The following is a 20460-nucleotide window of genomic DNA, read 5'->3' on the forward strand; positions in this document are numbered from 1 at the left end:
ATAGGGTAAAGTATTTTCCATTTTAAACCTTAACTCGTCGACATGTTTTTATCCTAATGTTATAATGTATACGCTTACATTTATTGCTTCATACCCCCTCCTATCACGTAGCTTCTAAAAGATTGTTACCCTGCATAATATTTTATTACAGTATCCAAAAAGAAGACAGGCAAATTTAACTTGTACCCAGTTAACATGATTTATCCATAAAGGGAGATGAACATGGGACAGCTGCATATTTACCAAAATAATTATTTAATTGTATTTGTTTTCCTTTGTCTCGGTATTTTATTACCTGTGATCGCTTTATTTCTTGGTAGACTGCTAAGGCCTTATAAACCGACAGATATGAAATATACGACTTATGAAAGCGGAATCGATCCTTTTCAGGATTCAAGGGTTCAATTCAATGTCAGGTATTATCTATTCGGATTGATGTTCGTCATATTTGATGTAGAAACGGTTTTTCTTTACCCATGGGCGGTTGCCTATGATGAACTCGGACTGTTTGCATTGATTGAAATGCTGTTTTTTGTCGTGATCCTTATGCTAGGACTAATCTATGCTTGGAAAAAGAAGGTGTTAAAGTGGAATTGAAGTTGGATGAACTTACCCCTAAAGAAATGGAAGAAATGCGCCACAGTATTTTCTTATCCACACTTGAACAAATAAAAGGCTGGGCTAGAAGTAACTCACTCTGGCCAATGACTTTCGGTTTGGCATGTTGTGCAATTGAAATGATGGGTGTCGGCTCCTCTCATTATGATTTGGACCGATTTGGTTCTTTTTTTCGGACATCCCCCAGACAATCGGATGTCATGATTGTTTCAGGAACGGTAACGAAAAAAATGGCTCCAATAATAAGTAGATTATACGAACAAATGCCAGAACCGAAATGGGTTATTGCAATGGGCTCCTGTGCAACTGCTGGCGGGCCTTATGTTCACTCTTACTCAGTGGTCAAAGGGGTAGATCAAATTGTACCTGTCGATGTATATATACCGGGTTGTCCCCCAAACCCAGCTGCACTTATTTACGGGATCAATAAATTAAAAGAAAAAATCCGTTATGAGGCGAAAACCGGAAAGCGGGTGATATAGATGAGTGAAAAGGAAGACTTAGCGAAACAAAAGGCAGAGGCCGCGGCCAAGGCAAAGGCCGTAGCACTGGCCCGAAAACAGGCGAAAGAAGAAGCGGGAGAAAAGCCGGAAGGTGAAATGGATATAGCGAAGCAAAAGGCGGCAGCAGCGGCCAAGGCGAAAGCAGCCGCGCTGGCCAAAAAACAGGCGAAAGCAGCGGCAGAAAAGCCGGAAGGCGAAATGGATATAGCGAAGCAAAAGGCGGCGGCAGCGGCCAAGGCGAAAGCAGCGGCTTTGGCCCGGAAACAGGCGAAAGAAGAAACGGCAGAAAAGCCGGAAAGTGAAATGGATATAGCGAAGCAAAAGGCGGCGGCAGCGGCCAAGGCGAAAGCAGCGGCATTGGCCCGGAAACAGGCGAAAGAAGAAACGGCAGAAAAGCCGGAAGGCGAAATGGATATAGCGAAGCAAAAGGCGGCGGCAGCGGCCAAGGCGAAGGCAGCGACATTGGCCCGGAAACAGGCGAAAGAAGAAACGGCAGAAAAGCCGGAAGGCGAAATGGACATAGCGAAGCAAAAGGCGGCGGCAGCGGCCAAGGCGAAGGCAGCAGCCGCTGCCAAAGCGAAAGCGGCTGCTGCTGCGAAGAACAGGACTGCTGTACAGGAAAGCGAGGAAGTTGACACCCCTAGCGAAATTTCCCCAAATCAGTCGAAACTTGATCAAATTGTTTCTGCTATTGAAAGCCATGTAGGACAAGGGGCATTATTAGAGAACTATATTAATAGACTATCAAAAGATGTACCCACTTTAGTGGCCAATCCGGATACATATTTTTCAATAGCCAAATTTCTGCGGTACGATGAACAGCTTGATTTTTCGTATTTATCGGAACTTCATGGTACGGATTTTGAATCCCATATGGAAATCTATGTACATTTACACTCATTCAAAATGAACCAATCAGTTGCCTTGAAGGTGAAGCTTGATAGGGATACTCCCGTAATCCCATCATTGGTCCCATTATGGTCAGGTGCCAATTGGCCAGAATGTGAGGCGTATGATTTATTGGGCATTAACTTTTATGAACACCCTGATTTAAAGCGGATTTTACTTGGGGAAGATTGGAAAGGGTATCCCCTTAGAAAAGATTATGAGCCTTATGATGTGGAGGTATAAGCCCTATGTTAAGGACGGAAGAAATGCTTCTCAATGTCGGGCCGCAGCATCCGAGTACACATGGTGTTTTTCGGCTTGTCATCAAGATTGACGGTGAGATTATCAAAGAGGCTACACCTGTCATTGGGTATCTGCATCGCGGTACGGAAAAACTAGCGGAAAATCTGCAATATACACAAATAATCCCATATACCGACCGGCTCGATTATCTGGCGGCAATGACAAATAATTATGTGCTTTGCCATGCTGTTGAGACGATGATGGGGGTGGAGATCCCTGAAAGGGCAGAATATTTGCGGGTCATCGCAATGGAATTGGGCAGAGTTGCAAGCCACCTCGTCTGGTGGGGTACATACTTGCTGGATATAGGTGCGACGAGTCCTTTCCTTTACGCATTCCGAGAACGTGAAATGATCGTTAATTTATTGACTGAATTGTCAGGGGCACGCCTAACATTCAATTATATGCGTGTCGGAGGTGTGAAATGGGATGCTCCTGAAGACTGGATTGCGAAGGTTGCCGAGTTTGTCCCTTATATGAGGGAGCAGCTTGCCGGTTACCATGAGCTTGTGACAGGGAATGAAATCTTTGTTAATCGGGTTAAAGGGGTGGGCATCTATACGAAGGAAGAAGCCTTGCAGTATTCGCTTAGCGGTGCCAACTTAAGGTGTACAGGTGTGAAGTGGGATTTACGGAAAAATGAACCATATTCCATTTATGACAGGTTCACATTCGATGTTCCTACAAGGGAAGAGGGTGATGCCTTTTCACGCTATCATTGTAGAATGGAAGAAATCGAAGAGTCACTGAAAATCATCGAGCAGGCGGTTGAGCAATTTCCAGAAGGGCCGGTCCTTGCTAAGGTCCCTAAAATAATAAAGGTTCCTAAGGGTGAGGCATTTGTCCGAATTGAATCACCAAGAGGGGAAATAGGCTGTTATATCGCGAGTGAAGGGAAAAAGGAGCCATACCGCTTGAAATTTCGCAGACCTTCGTTTTATAATCTGCAAATTCTTCCGAAATTATTGGAGGGGGAAAATATGGCGAACTTGATAACGATTTTAGGTGCAATCGATATCGTGTTAGGGGAGGTGGATGGATAAATGATCAAGGATCTTCTCCACTCCGCTCCAAGCCTACTGAATTTTGGCATTTTTTTTGGTTTGGCAGTCCTGCTCCTGTTTGTCGTTTTAGGGTTTGTAACCTATGGAATCCTTTCAGAGCGTAAAATCATGGGATTCATGCAGATGCGTGTCGGCCCAAACCAAATTGGAGGGAAATGGGGTCTCTTGCAGACCGTTGCCGATGTTTTGAAACTTCTGATCAAGGAAGATACGATACCCAAGAAAGCTGATAAGCCGTTATATATTTTAGCTCCGGTAATTACTTTTGCTCCCGCTTTCATGGTCCTTGCCACCTTGCCGTTCACCGATGCCTTCCAATTTGCTGATATAGGTGTCGGACTGCTTTATTATATGGCGATTTCCGGCATATCTACCATCGGCATCGTCACTGCAGGTTGGGCATCCAATAATAAGTATTCTTTGATTGGCGGAATGAGGGCAGCCGCGCAAATGATATCTTATGAGATCCCTTTGGTGATGTCGCTAGTGGGCATCGTCCTCATAACAGGCAGTTTAAACTTGAATGATATAGTCGCAGCACAGGAAAAGGTTTGGTTCATTTTTCTTCAGCCGGTTGCGTTCATCGTGTTTTTCATTGCATCGGTTGCCGAGTTGAACAGGGTTCCTTTTGACCTTCCGGAAGCGGAATCCGAACTTGTTGCAGGCTATCATGTTGAATACTCTGGATTTCGCTGGGCCTTCTTTATGTTATCCGAATATGTGTATATGTTTGCAATGGCAACGCTAACCACTGTATTATTTTTAGGGGGATGGAATTCTATTCCGTTTTTGGATTTTATTCCGGCGGCCATCTGGTTCGGTCTGAAGTTCAGTGCCGTATTCTATATATTGGTCTGGATCCGTGTAACCTTTCCTCGTATAAGGGCTGATCAATTGATGGAATTCGGATGGAAAGTGCTGCTTCCGGTTGCATTGGCAAATATATTTTTGACGGCACTAATAAAAGAATTGCTTAACCTTTTTTAGAAACTTAAGCTGGTCGGAAAGCGAGGGATTTATATGCTTGGTTTAGCAAAAGGTTTAACCTATACATTAAAGAACTTGACGAGGAAAAAAGTGACCTATGACTACCCGAATGAGCCGCTTCCGCTCCCTGACCGATTTCGCGGAATCCAAAAGTTCTATCCTGAAAAGTGTATCGTATGCAATCAATGTGTGACGATTTGTCCAACGGATTGTATTCAATTAACTGGTAAGAAACATCCGGACCCTTCGAAAAAAGGGAAAATCATCGATACGTATGACATCAATTTCGAGATTTGCATTTTATGTGATTTATGTACGGAGGTCTGCCCTACAGAAGCGATCGTGATGACGAATCAATTCGAGCTGGCCGAGTATAGCCGTGATCATCTATTTAAAAATCTGGAGTGGCTGGATGAAAATGATGAAAATATCCGGAAGGTGAATAAAGTATGAGTTTGTCGGGTGAATTGATTGCCTTTATTGGTTTGGCACTCGTCGCGATAGTAGGCGGGGTGTTGCTGATTACCTTAACAAAAGTGGTGCACATGGTTATCGCACTTGTTTTTACTTTCTTGGGCATTGCAGGTATTTATATGTTGCTTTCGGCCGAGTTTGTCGCCATTGTCCAAATCCTTATTTATTCAGGGGCAATTACGATCGTGATGCTATTCGGGATTATGCTGACAAAACACCAGGAAAATGATGCACCGGCTAAAGGGGGCTGGGGGAATTTCTCCTTGCTGGCAGCGATTGCCGGATTTGCCGTAGCGGTGTATCTTGGGATTTATAATCTGGATATACCTGTACAGCCAACGGCGTTGCATGAGGAAAATACAAAGCAAATAGGAATCGAACTTTTTTCAAAATATGTAATTCCATTTGAAGTGATGTCGGTACTCCTGCTTGTTGCTTTAGTCGGTGCCATCGTATTGGCTAAAAAAGATGATGAGGAGGGAGATCGATCATGACGGGAGTCCCTTTGTCGGCTTACCTTGTATTGGCACTCGTTTTGTTTTGTATAGGGCTGTATGGTGCCTTGACGAAAAGAAATGCGGTCATTGTTTTGATTTCAATCGAGCTGATGCTGAACGCTGCAAATATCAATTTAGTGGCCTTCAGTAAATTCGGGGTAACGCCATCCATTACGGGTCAAGTTTTTTCCTTATTCACGATTACGATCGCTGCAGCCGAGGCGGCTGTAGGGCTGGCCATACTAATGTCCCTTTATCGCAATCGTAAGACGGTCAATGTCGATGAAATGGAAATGATGAAGAATTGAAGGTTTATATAATTGAAGAAGGGGATTTGATACGATGATGGAGCACGCATGGCTCATACCGATCTTTCCACTCGTCACGTTTCTGGTTCTGCTTCTATCAGGCGGGCGGTTGCGGGAACGAGGGGCTTTTATAGGAATAATATGTACAGTGGCTTCGTTCGTTTTATCGTTGCTTGTCCTGATCGAGCGATTTAAAGAACCCACTTATAATATATCGATAGATTGGCTTTCCTTCGGAGGGACGCAACTTTCAGCTGGATTCGAAATCAATCAGCTCAATGCCTTGATGCTTGTGGTCGTTTCCCTTGTCAGCCTGCTTGTCCAGATATATTCGAAGGGGTATATGAAGGGTGAAGTGCGATTCTCCATTTTTTATGCTTATCTGGGCTTCTTCACCTTTGCCATGCTTGGACTAGTCATGGCACCCAATTTATTACAACTTTATATCTTCTGGGAATTGGTCGGGGTGGGGTCTTTCCTGCTCATTGGTTTTTACTTTTATAAACTGGAAGCTAAGGCTGCAGCGAAGAAGGCATTCATCATGACCAGGATTGGGGATGTAGGGCTCTTAATCGGCATCATTCTGCTATTCTGGGAAACAGGCAGCTTTGAATATGGAGAGATCTTTCAAGCCGTTCAATCGGGCATGATATCAAGTGATAAACTGACTTTAATCGCTATTTTGATTTTTATCGGAGCTGTTGGGAAGTCTGGACAATTTCCACTTCACACGTGGCTTCCGGATGCAATGGAAGGCCCGACTCCGGTTTCCGCATTGATACACGCGGCAACTATGGTTGCTGCAGGGGTATACCTGGTGGCGGCCATGTTTCCGTTATTCATGGCTAGTTCTGCAGCGATGCAGGTAGTGGCCATAACAGGTGGAATTACAGCCATATTTGCCGCAAGCATTGCCATGGTGCAAAAGGATGTTAAGCGTGTATTGGCCTATTCGACCATCTCTCAGCTTGGTTTTATGATGCTTGCTTTGGGTACCTCGGGATATGTGGCCGGGGTGTTTCACTTAATGACCCATGCCTTTTTTAAAGCATTGCTGTTTTTGGCAGCAGGCAGTGTTATTCACGCTATACATACACAGGATATGGAAAAAATGGGCGGCTTATGGCGTAAGTTGAATTGGACCGGTCCGCTGTTCTTGACTGGCACGTTGGCGATATCGGGGTTTCCGTTGCTCTCGGGCTTTTTCAGTAAAGATGAAATTCTAATGGCAGCCTGGGAGAATGGTAGTTATATATTGTTTGGTCTAGCGGCGGTTACCTCCTTTTTAACTGCGTTTTATATGTTCCGGCTGTTTTTCATGATGTTTGCAGGCGATTCACGCAGTCAAGCAGAACAGATCAAGGAATCACCTTTCATCATGCTAATTCCCATGCTCGCATTGGCTTTGCTTGCTGTAATCGGTGGGTATATCCAAACACCGTGGTTTGGAACTTTTCTTGGGGAGTGGCTTGTGGAGGGAAATGAAGCTCTTCTAGGCGCCAGCCATAGTGAGGGGCCCATTTGGATAATGTTGATGGCCGTGATTGTGTCGCTGGCCGGGATTTACCTTGCTTATATGATATACGTTAAAAAGAAGTTATCTCGGGAATGGCTGGTCAAAGAAAACTCCGAGGTATATAGGATTTTGGAAAATAAGTATTACATTGATGAGATTTATCATTTTACTGCAGGCTATGCAATCAAAGGCTTTAGTATATTCCTATCTTATATTGAAAGGTTCATTGTCGGTGGGCTTGTTTCCACTGTAACAAGTTCAATAGAAGGATTGGGGAAAATAGGGTCTAAACTGCAAACGGGACAGGTACAGCAATATGGCATGATAGCCTTTCTGGGACTTGCGGTACTGTTGGTGATTTTTGCAGTAACTGGGGGGTATCTAAGATGAATGTCTATTTGCTCTCGCTTTTGGTGTTTTCACCGCTGCTGGGCATCGTGATGGTTGCCCTCATGCCGAAAAAAGAGGAAAGGACGATTAAACAATTTGGTTTTTTCGGAACACTGCCTCCCCTTTTCCTATCATTCTTTCTTTGCAGCCAATATTATTCGGGTGTGGCCCTATCCATATTTGACATTAAGTTGAATTGGATCAGGTTTGGAAATTTGGAGATGTATGATCCCAAGCTCTTCACGGTTGATTTTGAGTTGGGGCTGGATGGCTTAAGTCTCATCTTCCTATTACTGACAACAATCATTTCATCACTGGCCGCAATCGCATCCATTTATATAAAAAAAGAATGGAAAGGGTATTATTTATTATTTTTGATCCTGGAGATTGGAATGCTCGGTGTCTTCACGGCAGAAAATTTGATCCTTTTTTTCATCTTTTTCGAAATGACTTTGATTCCTGCTTTCTTTTTAATTGGCAGATGGGGCTTTCTGGAGAGGGAGAAAGCTTCTTATAGTTTTCTGATCTATAATGGCATTGGTTCGGCTGTTTTATTGGTGGCCATTTTGATTTTGTTTGCCAGGACAGGTACGACCAACATTGCAGCATTGACACAGATGATGACAATGGGCGGCGTTTCGCTTTTTGCACCCATATCCGGTTCGATGAAATATGGTTTATGTCTTGCATTTCTCGTGGCATTTGCGATAAAGCTGCCGGTCTTTCCCTTTCATAGCTGGATGGTGCGGGTCCATGCAGAAGCACCCCCATCCATTGTCATGATACATGCCGGTGTCTTATTGAAAATTGGGGCGTACGGAATCATCCGGTTTGGAATGGGGATATTTCCTGAACAATATAAAAGCTTGGCCTTTACCATTGTCCTATTTGGGGTCCTCAGTTTTTTATATGGTGCTTTTCTGGCATTGGTACAAACGGATTTCAAGCTCGTTTTAGCCTACTCATCAATCTCGCATATGGGTATCGTCATGATGGGGCTGGGAGCCTTGAATGAAGCGGGCATTCAGGGAGCTATTTTTCAAGTCATCTCACACGGGCTAATTGCTGCTTTGTTGTTTTTCTTGGTGGGAGTGTTGTATGAACGTACAGGAACCACGATGCTTCCTAAGCTTGGAGGGCTGGCCAAGTCGATGCCGATTTTTTCAGGGTTTATGTTAGCTTGCGGAATGGCTTCACTCGGTTTGCCTGGCATGTCCGGCTTCATCAGTGAATTCATGGTATTTCTTGGCTTATTCAAGAGTCAGCCGATGCTTGCGGCAATAGGGGTGATCGGGCTGGTATTAACCGCTGTTTATGTACTGAGGGCGGTCATGCTTATGACTTTCGGGAAAAATGATAGCTTGATAGAAAAAGAGAAATGGGACATAAGGGGCTGGGAGTTTTTTCCGGCGTTGGTTCTTCTCGGTTTGATAATATCTGTTGGGGTATACCCAAATTTGTTAGGCGGGCCTCTTCAAGGAACGATTGAAGCCATGATGCTTGCTCTAGGGGGGCGATGAAGGATGGATTGGAACACGATGCTTTCTTATGATTGGGGAGCGATGATGCCTGAATTCATCATTCTTGGAACGACCATGATTCTTTCGATACTGGATTTATTCTGGCCGAAGCACTTTAATCGGAGAAAACTGGCATGGCTCGCGCTAACCGGAATCATTTTGGCATGTTTGTCACTGATTAGCCTGCTATCCTTTGAGACAGTCAGTATCTTATCCGATACGTTTCGTTTAGATTCATTTGCAAAAGCTTTTAAGCTGCTACTATTATTCGGAGCGGCCCTGATCATCCTTCTGGCTGAAGGATATGAACCGAAAGAGGGGCTGCGGGAGCACCGGGGGGAATTTTATTATCTGTTCCTGACCGCTTTGCTTGGAGCGATGGTCATGTCCTCAAGCGGTGATTTGATCACGCTGTTCGTTGGACTGGAACTTCTTTCACTTTCATCTTATATATTAGTCGGAATGCGCAAGCATGATCGGAAGTCCAACGAAGCGTCCATGAAGTATGTGATAAACGGAGGCATTTCCACAGCAATCACTTTATTCGGGATGAGCTATTTATATGGAGTGACCGGTTCCGTCAATCTAGGCGAAATGAGCAGGACGATGGCTGCGATGACGGACGGGCAGCTGCAATACATCATGGGGCTCGCTTTCTTCATGGTATTTGTCGGTGTATCCTTCAAGATAGCTGCCGCACCGTTTCATATGTGGGCGCCGGATGTCTATGAAGGGGCACCGACACCGGTCGCAGCCTTCTTGAGTGTAATTTCGAAAATGGCGGGTTTCGTCATCATCCTGCGCCTTTTTCTTTCGTTGTTCCTAACAGCTTCCGGTGATACGTTCGGGGCGCTCGATTTTTTGGATAAAAATAATATTTATATAGCTTCATTGGCGGGGCTGACGATCATCATTGGAAACGTGGTTGCGTTAAGGCAGCAAAATTTAAAACGAATGTTTGCCTATTCAAGCATCGCCCATGCGGGTTACCTGCTTGTGGCGGTGGCAACATTGGGCGGGGGATATTTCCTCCTGGATACTGTCTGGTTTTACCTAATGGCTTATGTATTAATGAATATCGGTGTATTTGCAGTCATTCAGCTGCTTTCCAGTCAAAGTGGGTCCGAAGATATCAGCATTCTTGCAGGACTGGGGAGGAAATCCCCGTATCTTGCCATGGCATTCACCGTATTCATCCTGTCGCTTGCTGGAATTCCCGGGACGACAGGTTTCATTGGCAAACTTAATATTTTTCTTGGGACATTCATAACGGAGCCTGGACATTTCGTCCTTGCGGGAATCATGATTGCAGGTACCATTGTGTCCTATGTGTATTATTTCGGATTATTGGTGCAGGTCTTTTTCCGACCGATTCATTCAGGGAAGGTCATTAAAATTCGTCCGGGTCTTTACGCCGTGTTGATCATATGCGTAATAGGCACCATACTTTTCGGGGTGGCGCCAAATATTGCCTTTGATTTTATTCATGATCAATTTGGTGATTTTACAGACTTTATTTCGAGTAAATGATATAATGCCTGTATCAGAGGCTTGTTCCATTGGATCAAGCCTCTATTTACAGTTTTAAAAAGATATTTTGCAATTCTTCCTTTTTAATTCCAAATATGAAGGGGTTTTGTGTTAGAATAGAATTCGGGTGTCTTTTAGGAGGTATGTACATGTTTTCAGCAATGGGACAGCAGGCTTTAACAGGAATAATTGCACACTTGTTTTTCATCGCAGTTACCTGGTGGGCTTTACAGGCATTACATTTTGATAAAATGTTAAGATCCAATTCGGTCATCAAGGCCAGGGTATTATATATTTTATTAACGGTTGCCATCGGTTCAGTTGTAAGTAATTTCTTCCTCGACTACCTGGGATTTGCAAACCAACTTCCGTATATGTTTAGTAATGACTGATATGCTGTAAGACTTTTCTTATAGCAAAATATGATTCTACTCTTGTATTCGCTATTGCTTCCTTCAAGTTTAAGGGGAAGGTGTCACCAATTGTCGGAAAAATCGAAGTATGATCTCTCTCCTTGTGGAAAGAATGTGTAAAAGGGGAGGGATTTAACATGTATTTTTTAAATAAAAAAATGTTAACATACATAGTATTTCTCGGTTTGATGGTGATTTTAATTGGGAATAGTACGATTGTGGCAGAAAGTAAACCAGATATAGTTAAAATGGTGGGACTGTTACAGGAAGATAAAGATTTAGACATAGGGGATTGGTCTGTACTCACTAGAGAAATAAATAAAGAGATTACAACTAAACAAGAGTTTGAAAGCGAAGTTACAGCTTTAAAACGAAAATACCCTCAATTTCAATGGCACCGGAAAGATGATGCTTCCGGCTGGAAGGCTGAGGCGTTAACTTACAATGTCGATTCAGGTCTGACCGAGTCTATCAAAATAATGACAACGGAAGAGAAATTTGATAAAGTTACCTATGTTATTTACGAAGTGAAGGGGAAAAAGTGGAAGAAAGCCAATAATGCCTTTTTTACCGCTACGTTCCAAAACAGGGTGAATGACCTATTTATAGGAACTCCTTCAATTTTTTCTTGTATTAAAGGGTCTATCAATGATAATATGGATTCGGTTTTAAACTCTAAAACTGAAGACCTGTTAGATATGTTCCAAGCAAGGGAAATTGAGAGTGTGCACGAAACAAACTTTACATCTATATCTGCACATTCAACTTTGTTTAAACAACCTTTGACAAAAGAAAAATTAAATTTGCAGTTTGGGCTACGGACAGAAGGATTGGGTGACCGAACGAACTTTGTAGTTGGCACACCAATCATAACGTTTGAATATTAATATAGAGAAAATGGACGCGGAGGGGAATACTTTTGGAAAAAATCATCGTCCGCGGCGGAAAAAGGCTTAGCGGGACAGTTAAAGTAGAAGGTGCTAAAAACGCCGTTTTGCCAGTTATCGCTGCAACATTATTAGCAAGTGATGGGAAAAGTATCATTAAAGATGTTCCTACGCTCTCCGATGTATATACAATCAATGAAGTATTGCGCAACTTAAATGCAGATGTTGCCTTTCATGACAATCAAGTAACTGTAGATGCATCAAGAGAGTTATTAGAAGAAGCACCATTTGAATATGTACGTAAAATGAGAGCTTCCGTTTTAGTGATGGGCTCATTACTGGCAAGGAATGGCCGGGCCCGCGTTGCTCTTCCTGGTGGCTGTGCCATCGGATCACGTCCTATCGACCAGCATTTAAAGGGCTTTGAAGCGATGGGAGCAAAAGTGAAGGTCGGCAATGGTTTCATTGATGCCGAGGTAGAAGGCAGACTTAAGGGTGCAAGAGTGTATCTTGACTTCCCAAGTGTTGGTGCCACCGAAAACATCATGATGGCTGCTACGCTTGCTGAAGGTATTACGATTCTTGAAAATGTGGCCAAAGAGCCTGAAATTGTAGATCTTGCGAATCTCCTTAATAAAATGGGTGCCAAAGTCAGAGGTGCCGGTACTGGTACGATGAGAATCGAAGGTGTCGATAAATTATATGGCACTGAACATACGATTATACCTGACCGTATCGAAGCTGGTACATTCATGACAGCGGCCGCTCTTACTGGCGGCAATGTTCTTGTTCAAGGAGCTGTACCTGAACACCTTACTTCCCTTATTGCTAAAATGGAGGAAATGGGCGTTAAAATTCTTGAAGAAGAAGATGGATTACGCGTTATCGGTCCAAAAACCTTGAAGGCCATTGACATCAAAACAATGCCGCATCCTGGTTTCCCGACTGATATGCAATCGCAAATGATGGCATTATTACTGCGTGCTGAAGGAACAAGTATGATTACGGAGACCGTTTTCGAAAACCGTTTCATGCATGTTGAAGAATTCCGTCGCATGAATGCCAATATTAAAATAGAAGGCCGTTCCGTTATCGTTAATGGTCCAACTAACATTCAAGGTGCTGAAGTAGCTGCAACAGATTTACGTGCCGCGGCAGCGCTCATCCTGACTGGATTGGTTGCAGATGGCATTACACGTGTTACAGAATTGAAGCATCTTGACAGAGGTTACGTGAATTTCCATGGTAAATTGGCATCTCTAGGTGCTGATGTGGAACGTATTAACGAAGATGTGCCTGCTGAAACAAAAAAAATTGCAGATTTAAACGCATAAGTAGCTTATAAAACCATTCACGTTCGAGTCTCCGAACCGTGAATGGTTTTTTTTATCATGTTCCGGATTCTTGGCCGACAGTTAAATACTTGTCGTTTTTCTATTCATAAATGCTTGTCCTTCGACATACATTTGTTATGTAAAGATACCTGCTGGATACGATTATACGGCAGAGAAAACAAGTGTAGGGAGGCTCAGGAATTTGAAAGCAATCAAACCGATGGTCGTACTATTCATAGCAGTAGCATTCGTAATTATCATGATTCCGGCAGTGCTTGTGCTTCCATTTTCAAATGATAAGACAAGTGGGCAGTTGACCGAGCAATTGGAAAGTAAAGGGAAGAATGAAGGCAAAGAGGTAGCAGCAAATGAAATGAGTTCCGTAGAAGTTGCCGTTTACCGCACATCTGCAAAAAAGATTGAAAAACTGCCGATTGAATCGTACTTGAGTGGTGTGGTTGCAGCTGAAATGCCAGCAGATTTTGAAGAAGAAGCGCTGAAAGCACAAGCGTTGACGGCGAGAACCTATATTGTCAATCAGCTCATAAGCGAAAGTCGATTAGGCTTGCCGGATGGTGCCGATGTAAGCGATACGGTCATGCACCAAGTTTATAAGAATAATGATGAGCTGAAAAAACAGTGGGGCTCTGATTATAAATGGAAAATGCAAAAAATTAACAAGGCCATAAAAGAAACGGCGGGTCAAATCTTAACCTATGAAGGAAAACCGATTACTGCCACCTTTTTTTCGACAAGCAATGGCTATACGGAGAATTCCGAGGACTATTGGCAAGCTGAATTTCCCTATTTAAAAAGTGTATCCAGTCCATGGGATAAAGAAGAATCACCAAAGTTTTATAATAAAGTAGTAGTCGACACTGCAGATTTTGAAAATAAATTGGGTGTAAGTCTTTCTTCGGGAGCATCCATAGGAACTGTCATTGAAAGAACATCAGGTAATCGCGTAGGTGTAGTGGATATCGGAGGAAAGAAAATGACAGGAAAACAGATTCGTGAGAAGCTCGGGCTGACATCTTCCGATTTTGACTGGGAGCGTCAAGGCAACCAGATTGTGATCACGACAAAAGGATCTGGACACGGAGTTGGAATGAGCCAATACGGTGCTAACGGCATGGCCAGGGAAGGGAAAACCTATGAAGACATCGTGAAATATTATTATAAAGGCGTCAAAGTCCAGTCTTCAAGTAAGTGGCTGAATACGATGACGGCAAAAAAATGAGAGATGGGAATTCCCATCTCTCATTTCTTTTCGTTTAATTTTTCTATAAAGGTCAAAAAGCCCCGTTTACGCTTGAAATAATGATATTGGACATGAAAATAAACTGCAGCTACTCCAATGATATCTTTAATGACATCTATTAAGCTAGAGGAGCGGTACGGGACGAAAGATTGATGGTATTCATCAATCACTCCATAAAGGCAAGCTACAAGGGCAGCCAACAGGCTTAAACCAGGTCTCAGTTTTTGGTGTGCAGCAAGTGCCGAAACAAATAATATATACAAAAGGGCAAATTCGACCAGATGAAGTGCCTCTTTGATAAATCGGTCAAATGAGGATGAGGGAAGATCAAGAATCATATCATCGGGGTTGCTCGACATTATCCAAATGGCAATCATATATAGAAAAGGCAATGACGTTAACACAAGTTTAAAAGCTTTTTTCATGATTTAAACATCCTTCAACAGTAAGATACCAAACATTTTACCATTCTACGAATAAAATCGGTTTCATTTCCACAAAATAAATCCAAAAAAAAATTTTTTCCAAAATGTATATAATTTTAACAAAATGTTCAGAATGATTGCTGAGGTGATTAATATGAGAGAGGAAGAAAAGAAACCAACTTCCACAATCCGACGTATACTAAAACAACGTTGGGCATTATCAGCAATCTATATCGCAAGTGCAGCCATAATCTTAGCCGCGGCCTTCTTATTACAAAATAGTTTTGATGATTCAGCTAAAGATGGCAAAGAGGAATCGGCTGAAACAGGAAAAAACTATGGTGAACCTTCTGTAGAGGTTAATAGCAATCTTGAGACAATCAAGATGCCTGTAGCCGATGCAGACAAATCGGTTATCAAGAAACAGTTTTATGATGTGAATGCGGATGAAAAGGCACAAGAAGAAGCATTGGTTTTCTACAACAATAGATATGAGCAAAACAAAGGTATAGACATTGCAATGGAAGATGGAAAGTCTTTCGATGTAAAAGCTTCCTTAAGTGGAAATGTAACGAAAGTCCAAGACGATGCGTTACTTGGAAATTTAGTTGAAGTAGAGCATGAAGATGGCGTTGTTACTCGTTATCAATCTGTTAAAGACATTAAGGTTGCAGTCGGTGACAAAGTGAAACAAGGACAAGCAATAGCTACAGCCGGAAAAAGCCAAATCAATGAAGAGGCTGGCGTACATGTCCACTTCGAAATCAGAAAAGATAACATTGCGTTAAACCCACTTGATTTTGTTGATAAACAAGCTTCTGCGATCCAATCTGCAACTGATGCCGAAGCTGATAAAGAAGAAACACCTGCAGTCGAAGGATCTGAAGCTGACAAAGAAGAAACACCTGCAGTTGACGAAACTGACGAGAGCACTGATTTAGAGAGTGGCACTGATGAGGAAGGCTCTGTCCCTGGTGAAGATACAACTGAAGAAAGCGATTCCTTAAAAGATTCGTTAAATCAATCTAATTAAGATTAAGATTTTTAATAAAATCAAAACAAAAACCTAGAGCGTTACGAATGACAACAACTGAAAATTTGGTAAAAGGAGGCCGTTCACTTTGAACGGCTTCTTTTTTTCTTTCGGGGAAATATTGTCCAATATGCTGAAACCTTTGAATTTCTGACAAATTTCTCGGGAAATAATTTACGTTTAATGAAAATAAACAGATGAAAATCAGAAATATATCCAAACCTCCTGTCCCATTAGGCATATATTCTTAACCAAGCTAATAAGATGTTATAAACCATGCAAAGAGAGTGTTTGAGGTGAGGAATCGTTTATTACAAATTATCTAATAGGTGAATAATTCTATCTTTCATTGTTTATAGGGCAGCGGTATTCGATTCGAAAAATACGAATCTCATTTCACACTTCTCACATCCAATTTGGGGAGGTCGAGTGGTGTGCACGATTACATCAAAGAAAGAACTATCAAGATAGGAAAGTATATCGTGGAAACTAGAAAAACAGTCCGCGTCATTGCAAAAGAGTTCGGAGTCTCTAAAAGCACAGTGCATAAAGACTTAACTGAGAGGCTGCCAGAAATTAATCCTGATTTGGCTAACGAAGTGAAGGATATATTGGATTATCATAAATCCATTCGTCACCTTAGAGGTGGAGAAGCGACAAAATTAAAATACAAACGTTCTGAAAGAGAAGAAGAAATCGTTAAATGATACTTGAATCATTCCGGCAATTGGAAGTGAATCGGGCTATCGGGGAATGAATAAGGGGACATGAAAGTGAGTGTCAGCTTTTTCTTAACCTTGATTGCGGTTCCATGCCGGAATTTTTTTATGGGGAAATAAGGTAAGGTAGTGCATAAGGCATTGATTTTTTTTACATATTGTCAAAATAGGAAATAATAGTCTGTATTAGTGTTTATTTATAATTCATACTTACTTGTGTCAATGCAATATGGTAAAATAAACAATTAGGACAGAAGTAGGTTATATGTGAGGATATTCAAGGAGGATTTAAGAAATGTTTGCTAGAGATATTGGGATAGATCTTGGAACAGCCAATGTTCTTATACATGTCAAAGGTAAAGGAATTGTGTTAAATGAGCCTTCGGTAGTGGCGATTGATAAGAATACGAACCGTGTTCTTGCCGTCGGGGAAGAAGCTCGAAAAATGGTAGGCCGTACTCCAGGAAACATCATCGCAATCCGTCCTTTAAAAGACGGTGTCATTGCAGATTTCGATGTAACAGAATCGATGCTTAAGCATTTTATCAATACATTGAATGTGAAAGGCTTCCTTTCAAAGCCTAGAATTTTAATTTGCTGCCCGACCAACATAACAAGTGTCGAACAAAAGGCGATTAAAGAAGCTGCCGAAAAAAGCGGCGGGAAGAAAGTATACCTTGAAGAAGAGCCGAAAGTGGCTGCAATCGGTGCCGGTATGGATATTTTTCAGCCAAGCGGCAATATGGTCGTGGACATTGGCGGGGGTACAACGGATATTGCCGTTCTTTCAATGGGGGATATCGTTACATCTTCATCCATTAAAATGGCCGGTGACAAATTCGATAATGAAATATTACATTATATCAAGCGGAAGTATAAGCTCCTGATTGGTGAACGTACAGCGGAGAACATTAAAATCCAGGTTGCAACCGTCTTCCCTGGATCTCGTAATGAAGTCATCGATATCCGTGGGCGTGATATGGTATCGGGATTGCCTAGAACCATTTCGGTCAATTCTGAAGAAATTGAGGAGGCTCTTCGCGAGCAGGTTTCCATCATTGTACAAGCTGCAAAAAGCGTACTTGAGCGGACGCCGCCAGAACTTTCTGCTGATATCATCGACCGCGGCGTCATTTTAACAGGCGGGGGAGCCTTGCTTCACGGGATTGATTTACTTCTTGCTGAAGAACTTAAGGTCCCAGTGCTCGTTGCCGAGCAGCCGATGGATTGTGTAGCAATCGGAACCGGTATCATGCTTGATAATATGGATAAATTGCCACGGCACAAATTCAACTAAAAAGCGGGTGGAAATCCGCATCATAAGATAGGGGTCTAAGGTTCAGACAAACGTGAGGCATAGTGAAAGTGCGTGCAGTTCCAGTACTGATGAGCAATAGGCCCTCTTCTTTTAGTCGAGAATTTAACACCATTCCTTTAAATTTGACCTAGCCTATGATATGACAAATTCTTCTGCCTAATGCTTCTCCTTTTCCTTAAGATACTGATGTTCATGACCGATAAGATAGATATGAGATATTGAACGGATAAGTTATGTAGATTGGGGAGTGAAGAAGATGTTAAGAGGTTTTTATACGGCTGCTTCCGGGATGCTTGCACAGCAAAGGCGCACGGAATTACTCACAAACAATATGTCCAATGCGAATACAACAGGGTATAAAGCGGATCAATTGAGTGTAAGGTCTTTTCCGGAAAAGCTCATAAGCAGCATGGGTGGTGAAACGGTTCCCACGGAGAGCAAATTGAGCATGTCTAACTTTTCCCAGGTTGGGGGGCTCAGTACGGGTGTTTACGTACAGGAGGCGAATCCTTTATTTACACAGGGCACATTGGAAGAAACCCAGCTTAATACGGATATTTCCCTTGTTGATGAAAACCTACCGATCAATGAGGAAACGGGTCGGCAAGGCTCGGTGTTTTTTACTGTCCAGGATGGCGATGGTGCTATCCGTTATACGCGTAACGGCAGTTTCACCCTGGATGGGCAAGGTTATCTGACTACGCCGTCCGGTCATTATGTATTGAGCGAAAATAATGAAAAGATCCAGCTTGATAGCGATCGATTCACAGTAGCGGAAAACGGTGTTATTTTAGAGGGAAATGTTCAAACCGCACGTTTGGGGATCGGTTATTCGGATGATCCGTCATTACAGCTCATGAAAGATGGCGAAGGCCTATATAAGGCTGTGAATGATGGGGATTTACCTAGCGCATACGCGGCTGCGGATGTCAGTTTTTCCACTGAGCAGGGCTTTCTTGAAGGCTCCAATGTTGACCAATCGAGAACGATGACAGAAATGATGTCGGCATACCGCTCTTTTGAAGCGAGTCAGAAGGTGCTTCAAGCCTATGATAAAAGTTTGGATAAAGCGGTCAATGAAGTTGGCAGGCTTTAATTGAGCAGTAGGTGAAATTCGGAAATTTGAACTGTAAGGGGAAAAACCATGAACCGGACGATGATGACGGCGACGAATACGCTGAACCAGCTTCAAAGTAAAATCGATCAAATAAGTAATAATATCGCGAATGTGGACACGACAGCCTACAAAAAGACCCAAACGAGTTTCAATGACTTATTGACACAGAGTTTCAATAATCAACCGAGTGAGACCAAGGAAAAAGGAAGGTTGACCGCACCTGGCATCCGGCAGGGAACAGGTGCAATGATAAGCCAATCTCAATTGGTGCTTTCACAGGGTGCCTTAAAGACGACGGACCGCAACCTTGATGCCGCATTCACCCGAGATGACCAGTTCTTCACCGTAAGCGTTCAGGACGATAATGGGGTCCATACAAGGCTTACAAGGGATGGTGCCTTTTATTTATCCCCTAATGCTAACGACCAAATGATGCTTGTCACCTCTGCTGGACATAAAGTACTTGATGAAAATGGTGAACCGATCCTCATAGAGGGAAATATTAAAGACATTAAGATTTCGGAAAAAGGCTTATTGATAGTGGATACGGAAGAATATGGCGAAAAGAGTTTTGGGCTCGGAATAGTCTCGGTAAAGAAACCGCAATTTCTTGACCGGCTAGGCGGGAATTTACTTGGCCTGCCCAAAAACTTCAATGCCTTGGGTGTTACGGAAGACGATATCATGACTGCATTAACAGGGGATTCCCGCAACCAGGCAGCAGTCCGTCAAGGTACTCTGGAGTCCTCAAATGTCGATCTTTCCAAAGAAATGACGGATCTAATCAATGTTCAGCGGTCTTACCAATTTCAATCCAGGGCGGTAACGATGGCTGATCAAATGAGCGGATTAGTCAATGGAATCCGTTAAGGTAACTGGTAAATAAAATGTCTCCCTGCGGAATTAGAGCAAATCGGTTATAATGAATTCATAACAAGAGAAATCATTCGTGCCGACCATTTTGCATAGCTGCTGAATTTCTGGCGTATCGGGGATATCAGTCGGCGAGTTTTCTTAAAAGGAGCTTTCACATTCTATATGGAACAAAATCGTGTAATGAGACAACAAATTGAAGAAGAGATAAAGGAAGTTGAGGCGAAACCGAATCGTAGGATCAAGGTCCGTCTTTTGCCAATTTGGCTTCGTTTACTCATTGTTATCGGATTGATTTTCATTGCTGTATTATCCGGGGCACTATTAGGATATAGTGTGATTGGCGGAGGACATGCAATGGATGTTTTCCAAAAATCCACATGGACCCATATTTTTGATATAGTGAACAAGGGCGCGTAGTTCCATGTTTTTTTGAAGTAGTTGCTGTCGTTAACGGATTTATATTTCATGGCAACTACGCC

22 protein-coding genes are annotated in these 20460 nt (G+C 42.7%); 21 read left to right on the forward strand and 1 reads right to left on the reverse strand.

Going from position 1 to position 20460, the window contains the following annotated elements; translation table 11 throughout:
* Window positions 1–222 precede the first annotated feature (222 nt).
* The 15 genes from AC1DIV_RS02745 to spoIID all read left to right on the forward strand — a co-directional run bounded on the left by AC1DIV_RS02745 (window position 223) and on the right by spoIID (window position 14472).
* Window positions 223–597, forward strand: a complete 375-nt coding sequence (locus AC1DIV_RS02745) for an NADH-quinone oxidoreductase subunit A (protein WP_048685838.1) — start codon at window positions 223–225, stop codon at window positions 595–597.
* 26 nt (window positions 598–623) lie between these two features.
* On the forward strand, window positions 624–1100 hold the full coding sequence (locus AC1DIV_RS02750) for a NuoB/complex I 20 kDa subunit family protein (protein ID WP_170946902.1): 477 nt from the start codon (window positions 624–626) through the stop codon (window positions 1098–1100).
* The gene (locus AC1DIV_RS02755) at window positions 1101–2252 is read left to right on the forward strand and encodes an NADH-quinone oxidoreductase subunit C (RefSeq protein WP_477575701.1); all 1152 of its coding nucleotides are present in this window, start codon (window positions 1101–1103) and stop codon (window positions 2250–2252) included.
* Window positions 2253–2257: 5 nt separating this feature from the next.
* Window positions 2258–3355, forward strand: a complete 1098-nt coding sequence (locus AC1DIV_RS02760; protein WP_048685832.1) for an NADH-quinone oxidoreductase subunit D — start codon at window positions 2258–2260, stop codon at window positions 3353–3355.
* Entirely contained in the window at window positions 3356–4363 is a 1008-nt protein-coding gene (nuoH, locus tag AC1DIV_RS02765) for an NADH-quinone oxidoreductase subunit NuoH (protein ID WP_477575703.1), read from the forward strand.
* A 33-nt stretch (window positions 4364–4396) separates the two neighbouring features.
* A complete protein-coding gene (nuoI, locus tag AC1DIV_RS02770) occupies window positions 4397–4816 on the forward strand; it encodes an NADH-quinone oxidoreductase subunit NuoI (RefSeq protein WP_048685828.1) in 420 nt (139 codons plus the stop codon).
* Window positions 4813–5331, forward strand: coding sequence for an NADH-quinone oxidoreductase subunit J (locus AC1DIV_RS02775; RefSeq protein WP_048685826.1), 519 nt, complete (start codon window positions 4813–4815; stop codon window positions 5329–5331). Before nuoI ends, AC1DIV_RS02775 begins: the two co-directional genes overlap by 4 nt.
* Window positions 5328–5642 carry an NADH-quinone oxidoreductase subunit NuoK gene (gene nuoK / locus AC1DIV_RS02780; RefSeq protein ID WP_034315785.1) on the forward strand — a complete coding sequence of 105 codons (315 nt, stop codon included), beginning with the start codon at window positions 5328–5330 and terminating at the stop codon, window positions 5640–5642. The genes AC1DIV_RS02775 and nuoK overlap by 4 nt, the downstream gene beginning before the upstream one ends.
* A 34-nt stretch (window positions 5643–5676) precedes the next feature.
* Window positions 5677–7548: an NADH-quinone oxidoreductase subunit L gene (gene nuoL, locus AC1DIV_RS02785; RefSeq protein WP_340878143.1), complete on the forward strand. Its 1872-nt coding sequence runs from the start codon at window positions 5677–5679 to the stop codon at window positions 7546–7548.
* The gene (locus AC1DIV_RS02790; RefSeq protein WP_340878142.1) at window positions 7545–9068 is read left to right on the forward strand and encodes a complex I subunit 4 family protein; all 1524 of its coding nucleotides are present in this window, start codon (window positions 7545–7547) and stop codon (window positions 9066–9068) included. Before nuoL ends, AC1DIV_RS02790 begins: the two co-directional genes overlap by 4 nt.
* A 3-nt stretch (window positions 9069–9071) precedes the next feature.
* Window positions 9072–10598: an NADH-quinone oxidoreductase subunit NuoN gene (gene nuoN / locus AC1DIV_RS02795; RefSeq protein ID WP_340878141.1), complete on the forward strand. Its 1527-nt coding sequence runs from the start codon at window positions 9072–9074 to the stop codon at window positions 10596–10598.
* 149 nt (window positions 10599–10747) lie between these two features.
* A complete protein-coding gene (locus AC1DIV_RS02800; protein WP_034315776.1) occupies window positions 10748–10990 on the forward strand; it encodes a DUF1146 family protein in 243 nt (80 codons plus the stop codon).
* A gap of 158 nt (window positions 10991–11148) precedes the next feature.
* On the forward strand, window positions 11149–11898 hold the full coding sequence (locus tag AC1DIV_RS02805) for a YwmB family TATA-box binding protein (protein ID WP_048685820.1): 750 nt from the start codon (window positions 11149–11151) through the stop codon (window positions 11896–11898).
* A 32-nt stretch (window positions 11899–11930) separates the two neighbouring features.
* Entirely contained in the window at window positions 11931–13232 is a 1302-nt protein-coding gene (murA, locus tag AC1DIV_RS02810) for a UDP-N-acetylglucosamine 1-carboxyvinyltransferase (RefSeq protein WP_034315774.1), read from the forward strand.
* A 202-nt stretch (window positions 13233–13434) separates the two neighbouring features.
* Window positions 13435–14472 (forward strand): stage II sporulation protein D, encoded by a 1038-nt coding sequence (gene spoIID / locus AC1DIV_RS02815; RefSeq protein WP_226990485.1) that lies wholly within the window; start codon window positions 13435–13437, stop codon window positions 14470–14472.
* 20 nt (window positions 14473–14492) lie between these two features.
* Here spoIID and AC1DIV_RS02820 read toward each other — a convergent pair whose 3' ends face one another.
* Window positions 14493–14918 (reverse strand): VanZ family protein, encoded by a 426-nt coding sequence (locus AC1DIV_RS02820; RefSeq protein ID WP_340878140.1) that lies wholly within the window; start codon window positions 14916–14918, stop codon window positions 14493–14495.
* 154 nt (window positions 14919–15072) lie between these two features.
* On the opposite strand from AC1DIV_RS02820, the gene AC1DIV_RS02825 reads away from it, so the two are divergent.
* The 6 genes from AC1DIV_RS02825 to AC1DIV_RS02850 all read left to right on the forward strand — a co-directional run bounded on the left by AC1DIV_RS02825 (window position 15073) and on the right by AC1DIV_RS02850 (window position 20398).
* Complete coding sequence (locus tag AC1DIV_RS02825) at window positions 15073–15951, forward strand: stage II sporulation protein SpoIIQ (protein WP_340878614.1); 879 nt, start codon at window positions 15073–15075, stop codon at window positions 15949–15951.
* Between the two features lie 434 nt (window positions 15952–16385).
* Window positions 16386–16658 carry a sporulation transcriptional regulator SpoIIID gene (gene spoIIID, locus AC1DIV_RS02830; RefSeq protein WP_034315767.1) on the forward strand — a complete coding sequence of 91 codons (273 nt, stop codon included), beginning with the start codon at window positions 16386–16388 and terminating at the stop codon, window positions 16656–16658.
* A 307-nt stretch (window positions 16659–16965) separates the two neighbouring features.
* Complete coding sequence (gene mreB / locus AC1DIV_RS02835) at window positions 16966–17967, forward strand: rod shape-determining protein (protein ID WP_048685812.1); 1002 nt, start codon at window positions 16966–16968, stop codon at window positions 17965–17967.
* A gap of 277 nt (window positions 17968–18244) precedes the next feature.
* Entirely contained in the window at window positions 18245–19084 is an 840-nt protein-coding gene (locus tag AC1DIV_RS02840; RefSeq protein WP_477575705.1) for a flagellar hook-basal body protein, read from the forward strand.
* Between the two features lie 48 nt (window positions 19085–19132).
* Window positions 19133–19975 (forward strand): flagellar hook-basal body protein, encoded by an 843-nt coding sequence (locus tag AC1DIV_RS02845; protein WP_340878138.1) that lies wholly within the window; start codon window positions 19133–19135, stop codon window positions 19973–19975.
* 168 nt (window positions 19976–20143) lie between these two features.
* Window positions 20144–20398, forward strand: a complete 255-nt coding sequence (locus tag AC1DIV_RS02850; RefSeq protein WP_053087418.1) for a DNA-directed RNA polymerase subunit beta — start codon at window positions 20144–20146, stop codon at window positions 20396–20398.
* Window positions 20399–20460: the final 62 nt, after the last annotated feature.

Source organism: Peribacillus sp. 05N428 (assembly GCF_056397085.1).

What these genes read in the sequence shown, in the direction of transcription:
- AC1DIV_RS02745 (WP_048685838.1), top strand. Translation starts at nt 223, where the DNA reads ATGGGACAGCTGCATATTTACCAAAATAATTATTTAATTGTATTTGTT.
- AC1DIV_RS02750 (WP_170946902.1), top strand. Translation starts at nt 624, where the DNA reads ATGGAAGAAATGCGCCACAGTATTTTCTTATCCACACTTGAACAAATA.
- AC1DIV_RS02755 (WP_477575701.1), top strand. Translation starts at nt 1,101, where the DNA reads ATGAGTGAAAAGGAAGACTTAGCGAAACAAAAGGCAGAGGCCGCGGCC.
- AC1DIV_RS02760 (WP_048685832.1), top strand. Translation starts at nt 2,258, where the DNA reads ATGTTAAGGACGGAAGAAATGCTTCTCAATGTCGGGCCGCAGCATCCG.
- nuoH (WP_477575703.1), top strand. Translation starts at nt 3,356, where the DNA reads ATGATCAAGGATCTTCTCCACTCCGCTCCAAGCCTACTGAATTTTGGC.
- nuoI (WP_048685828.1), top strand. Translation starts at nt 4,397, where the DNA reads ATGCTTGGTTTAGCAAAAGGTTTAACCTATACATTAAAGAACTTGACG.
- AC1DIV_RS02775 (WP_048685826.1), top strand. Translation starts at nt 4,813, where the DNA reads ATGAGTTTGTCGGGTGAATTGATTGCCTTTATTGGTTTGGCACTCGTC.
- nuoK (WP_034315785.1), top strand. Translation starts at nt 5,328, where the DNA reads ATGACGGGAGTCCCTTTGTCGGCTTACCTTGTATTGGCACTCGTTTTG.
- nuoL (WP_340878143.1), top strand. Translation starts at nt 5,677, where the DNA reads ATGATGGAGCACGCATGGCTCATACCGATCTTTCCACTCGTCACGTTT.
- AC1DIV_RS02790 (WP_340878142.1), top strand. Translation starts at nt 7,545, where the DNA reads ATGAATGTCTATTTGCTCTCGCTTTTGGTGTTTTCACCGCTGCTGGGC.
- nuoN (WP_340878141.1), top strand. Translation starts at nt 9,072, where the DNA reads ATGGATTGGAACACGATGCTTTCTTATGATTGGGGAGCGATGATGCCT.
- AC1DIV_RS02800 (WP_034315776.1), top strand. Translation starts at nt 10,748, where the DNA reads ATGTTTTCAGCAATGGGACAGCAGGCTTTAACAGGAATAATTGCACAC.
- AC1DIV_RS02805 (WP_048685820.1), top strand. Translation starts at nt 11,149, where the DNA reads ATGTATTTTTTAAATAAAAAAATGTTAACATACATAGTATTTCTCGGT.
- AC1DIV_RS02820 (WP_340878140.1), bottom strand. Translation starts at nt 14,918, where the DNA reads ATGAAAAAAGCTTTTAAACTTGTGTTAACGTCATTGCCTTTTCTATAT.
- AC1DIV_RS02825 (WP_340878614.1), top strand. Translation starts at nt 15,073, where the DNA reads ATGAGAGAGGAAGAAAAGAAACCAACTTCCACAATCCGACGTATACTA.
- mreB (WP_048685812.1), top strand. Translation starts at nt 16,966, where the DNA reads ATGTTTGCTAGAGATATTGGGATAGATCTTGGAACAGCCAATGTTCTT.
- AC1DIV_RS02840 (WP_477575705.1), top strand. Translation starts at nt 18,245, where the DNA reads ATGTTAAGAGGTTTTTATACGGCTGCTTCCGGGATGCTTGCACAGCAA.
- AC1DIV_RS02845 (WP_340878138.1), top strand. Translation starts at nt 19,133, where the DNA reads ATGAACCGGACGATGATGACGGCGACGAATACGCTGAACCAGCTTCAA.
- AC1DIV_RS02850 (WP_053087418.1), top strand. Translation starts at nt 20,144, where the DNA reads ATGGAACAAAATCGTGTAATGAGACAACAAATTGAAGAAGAGATAAAG.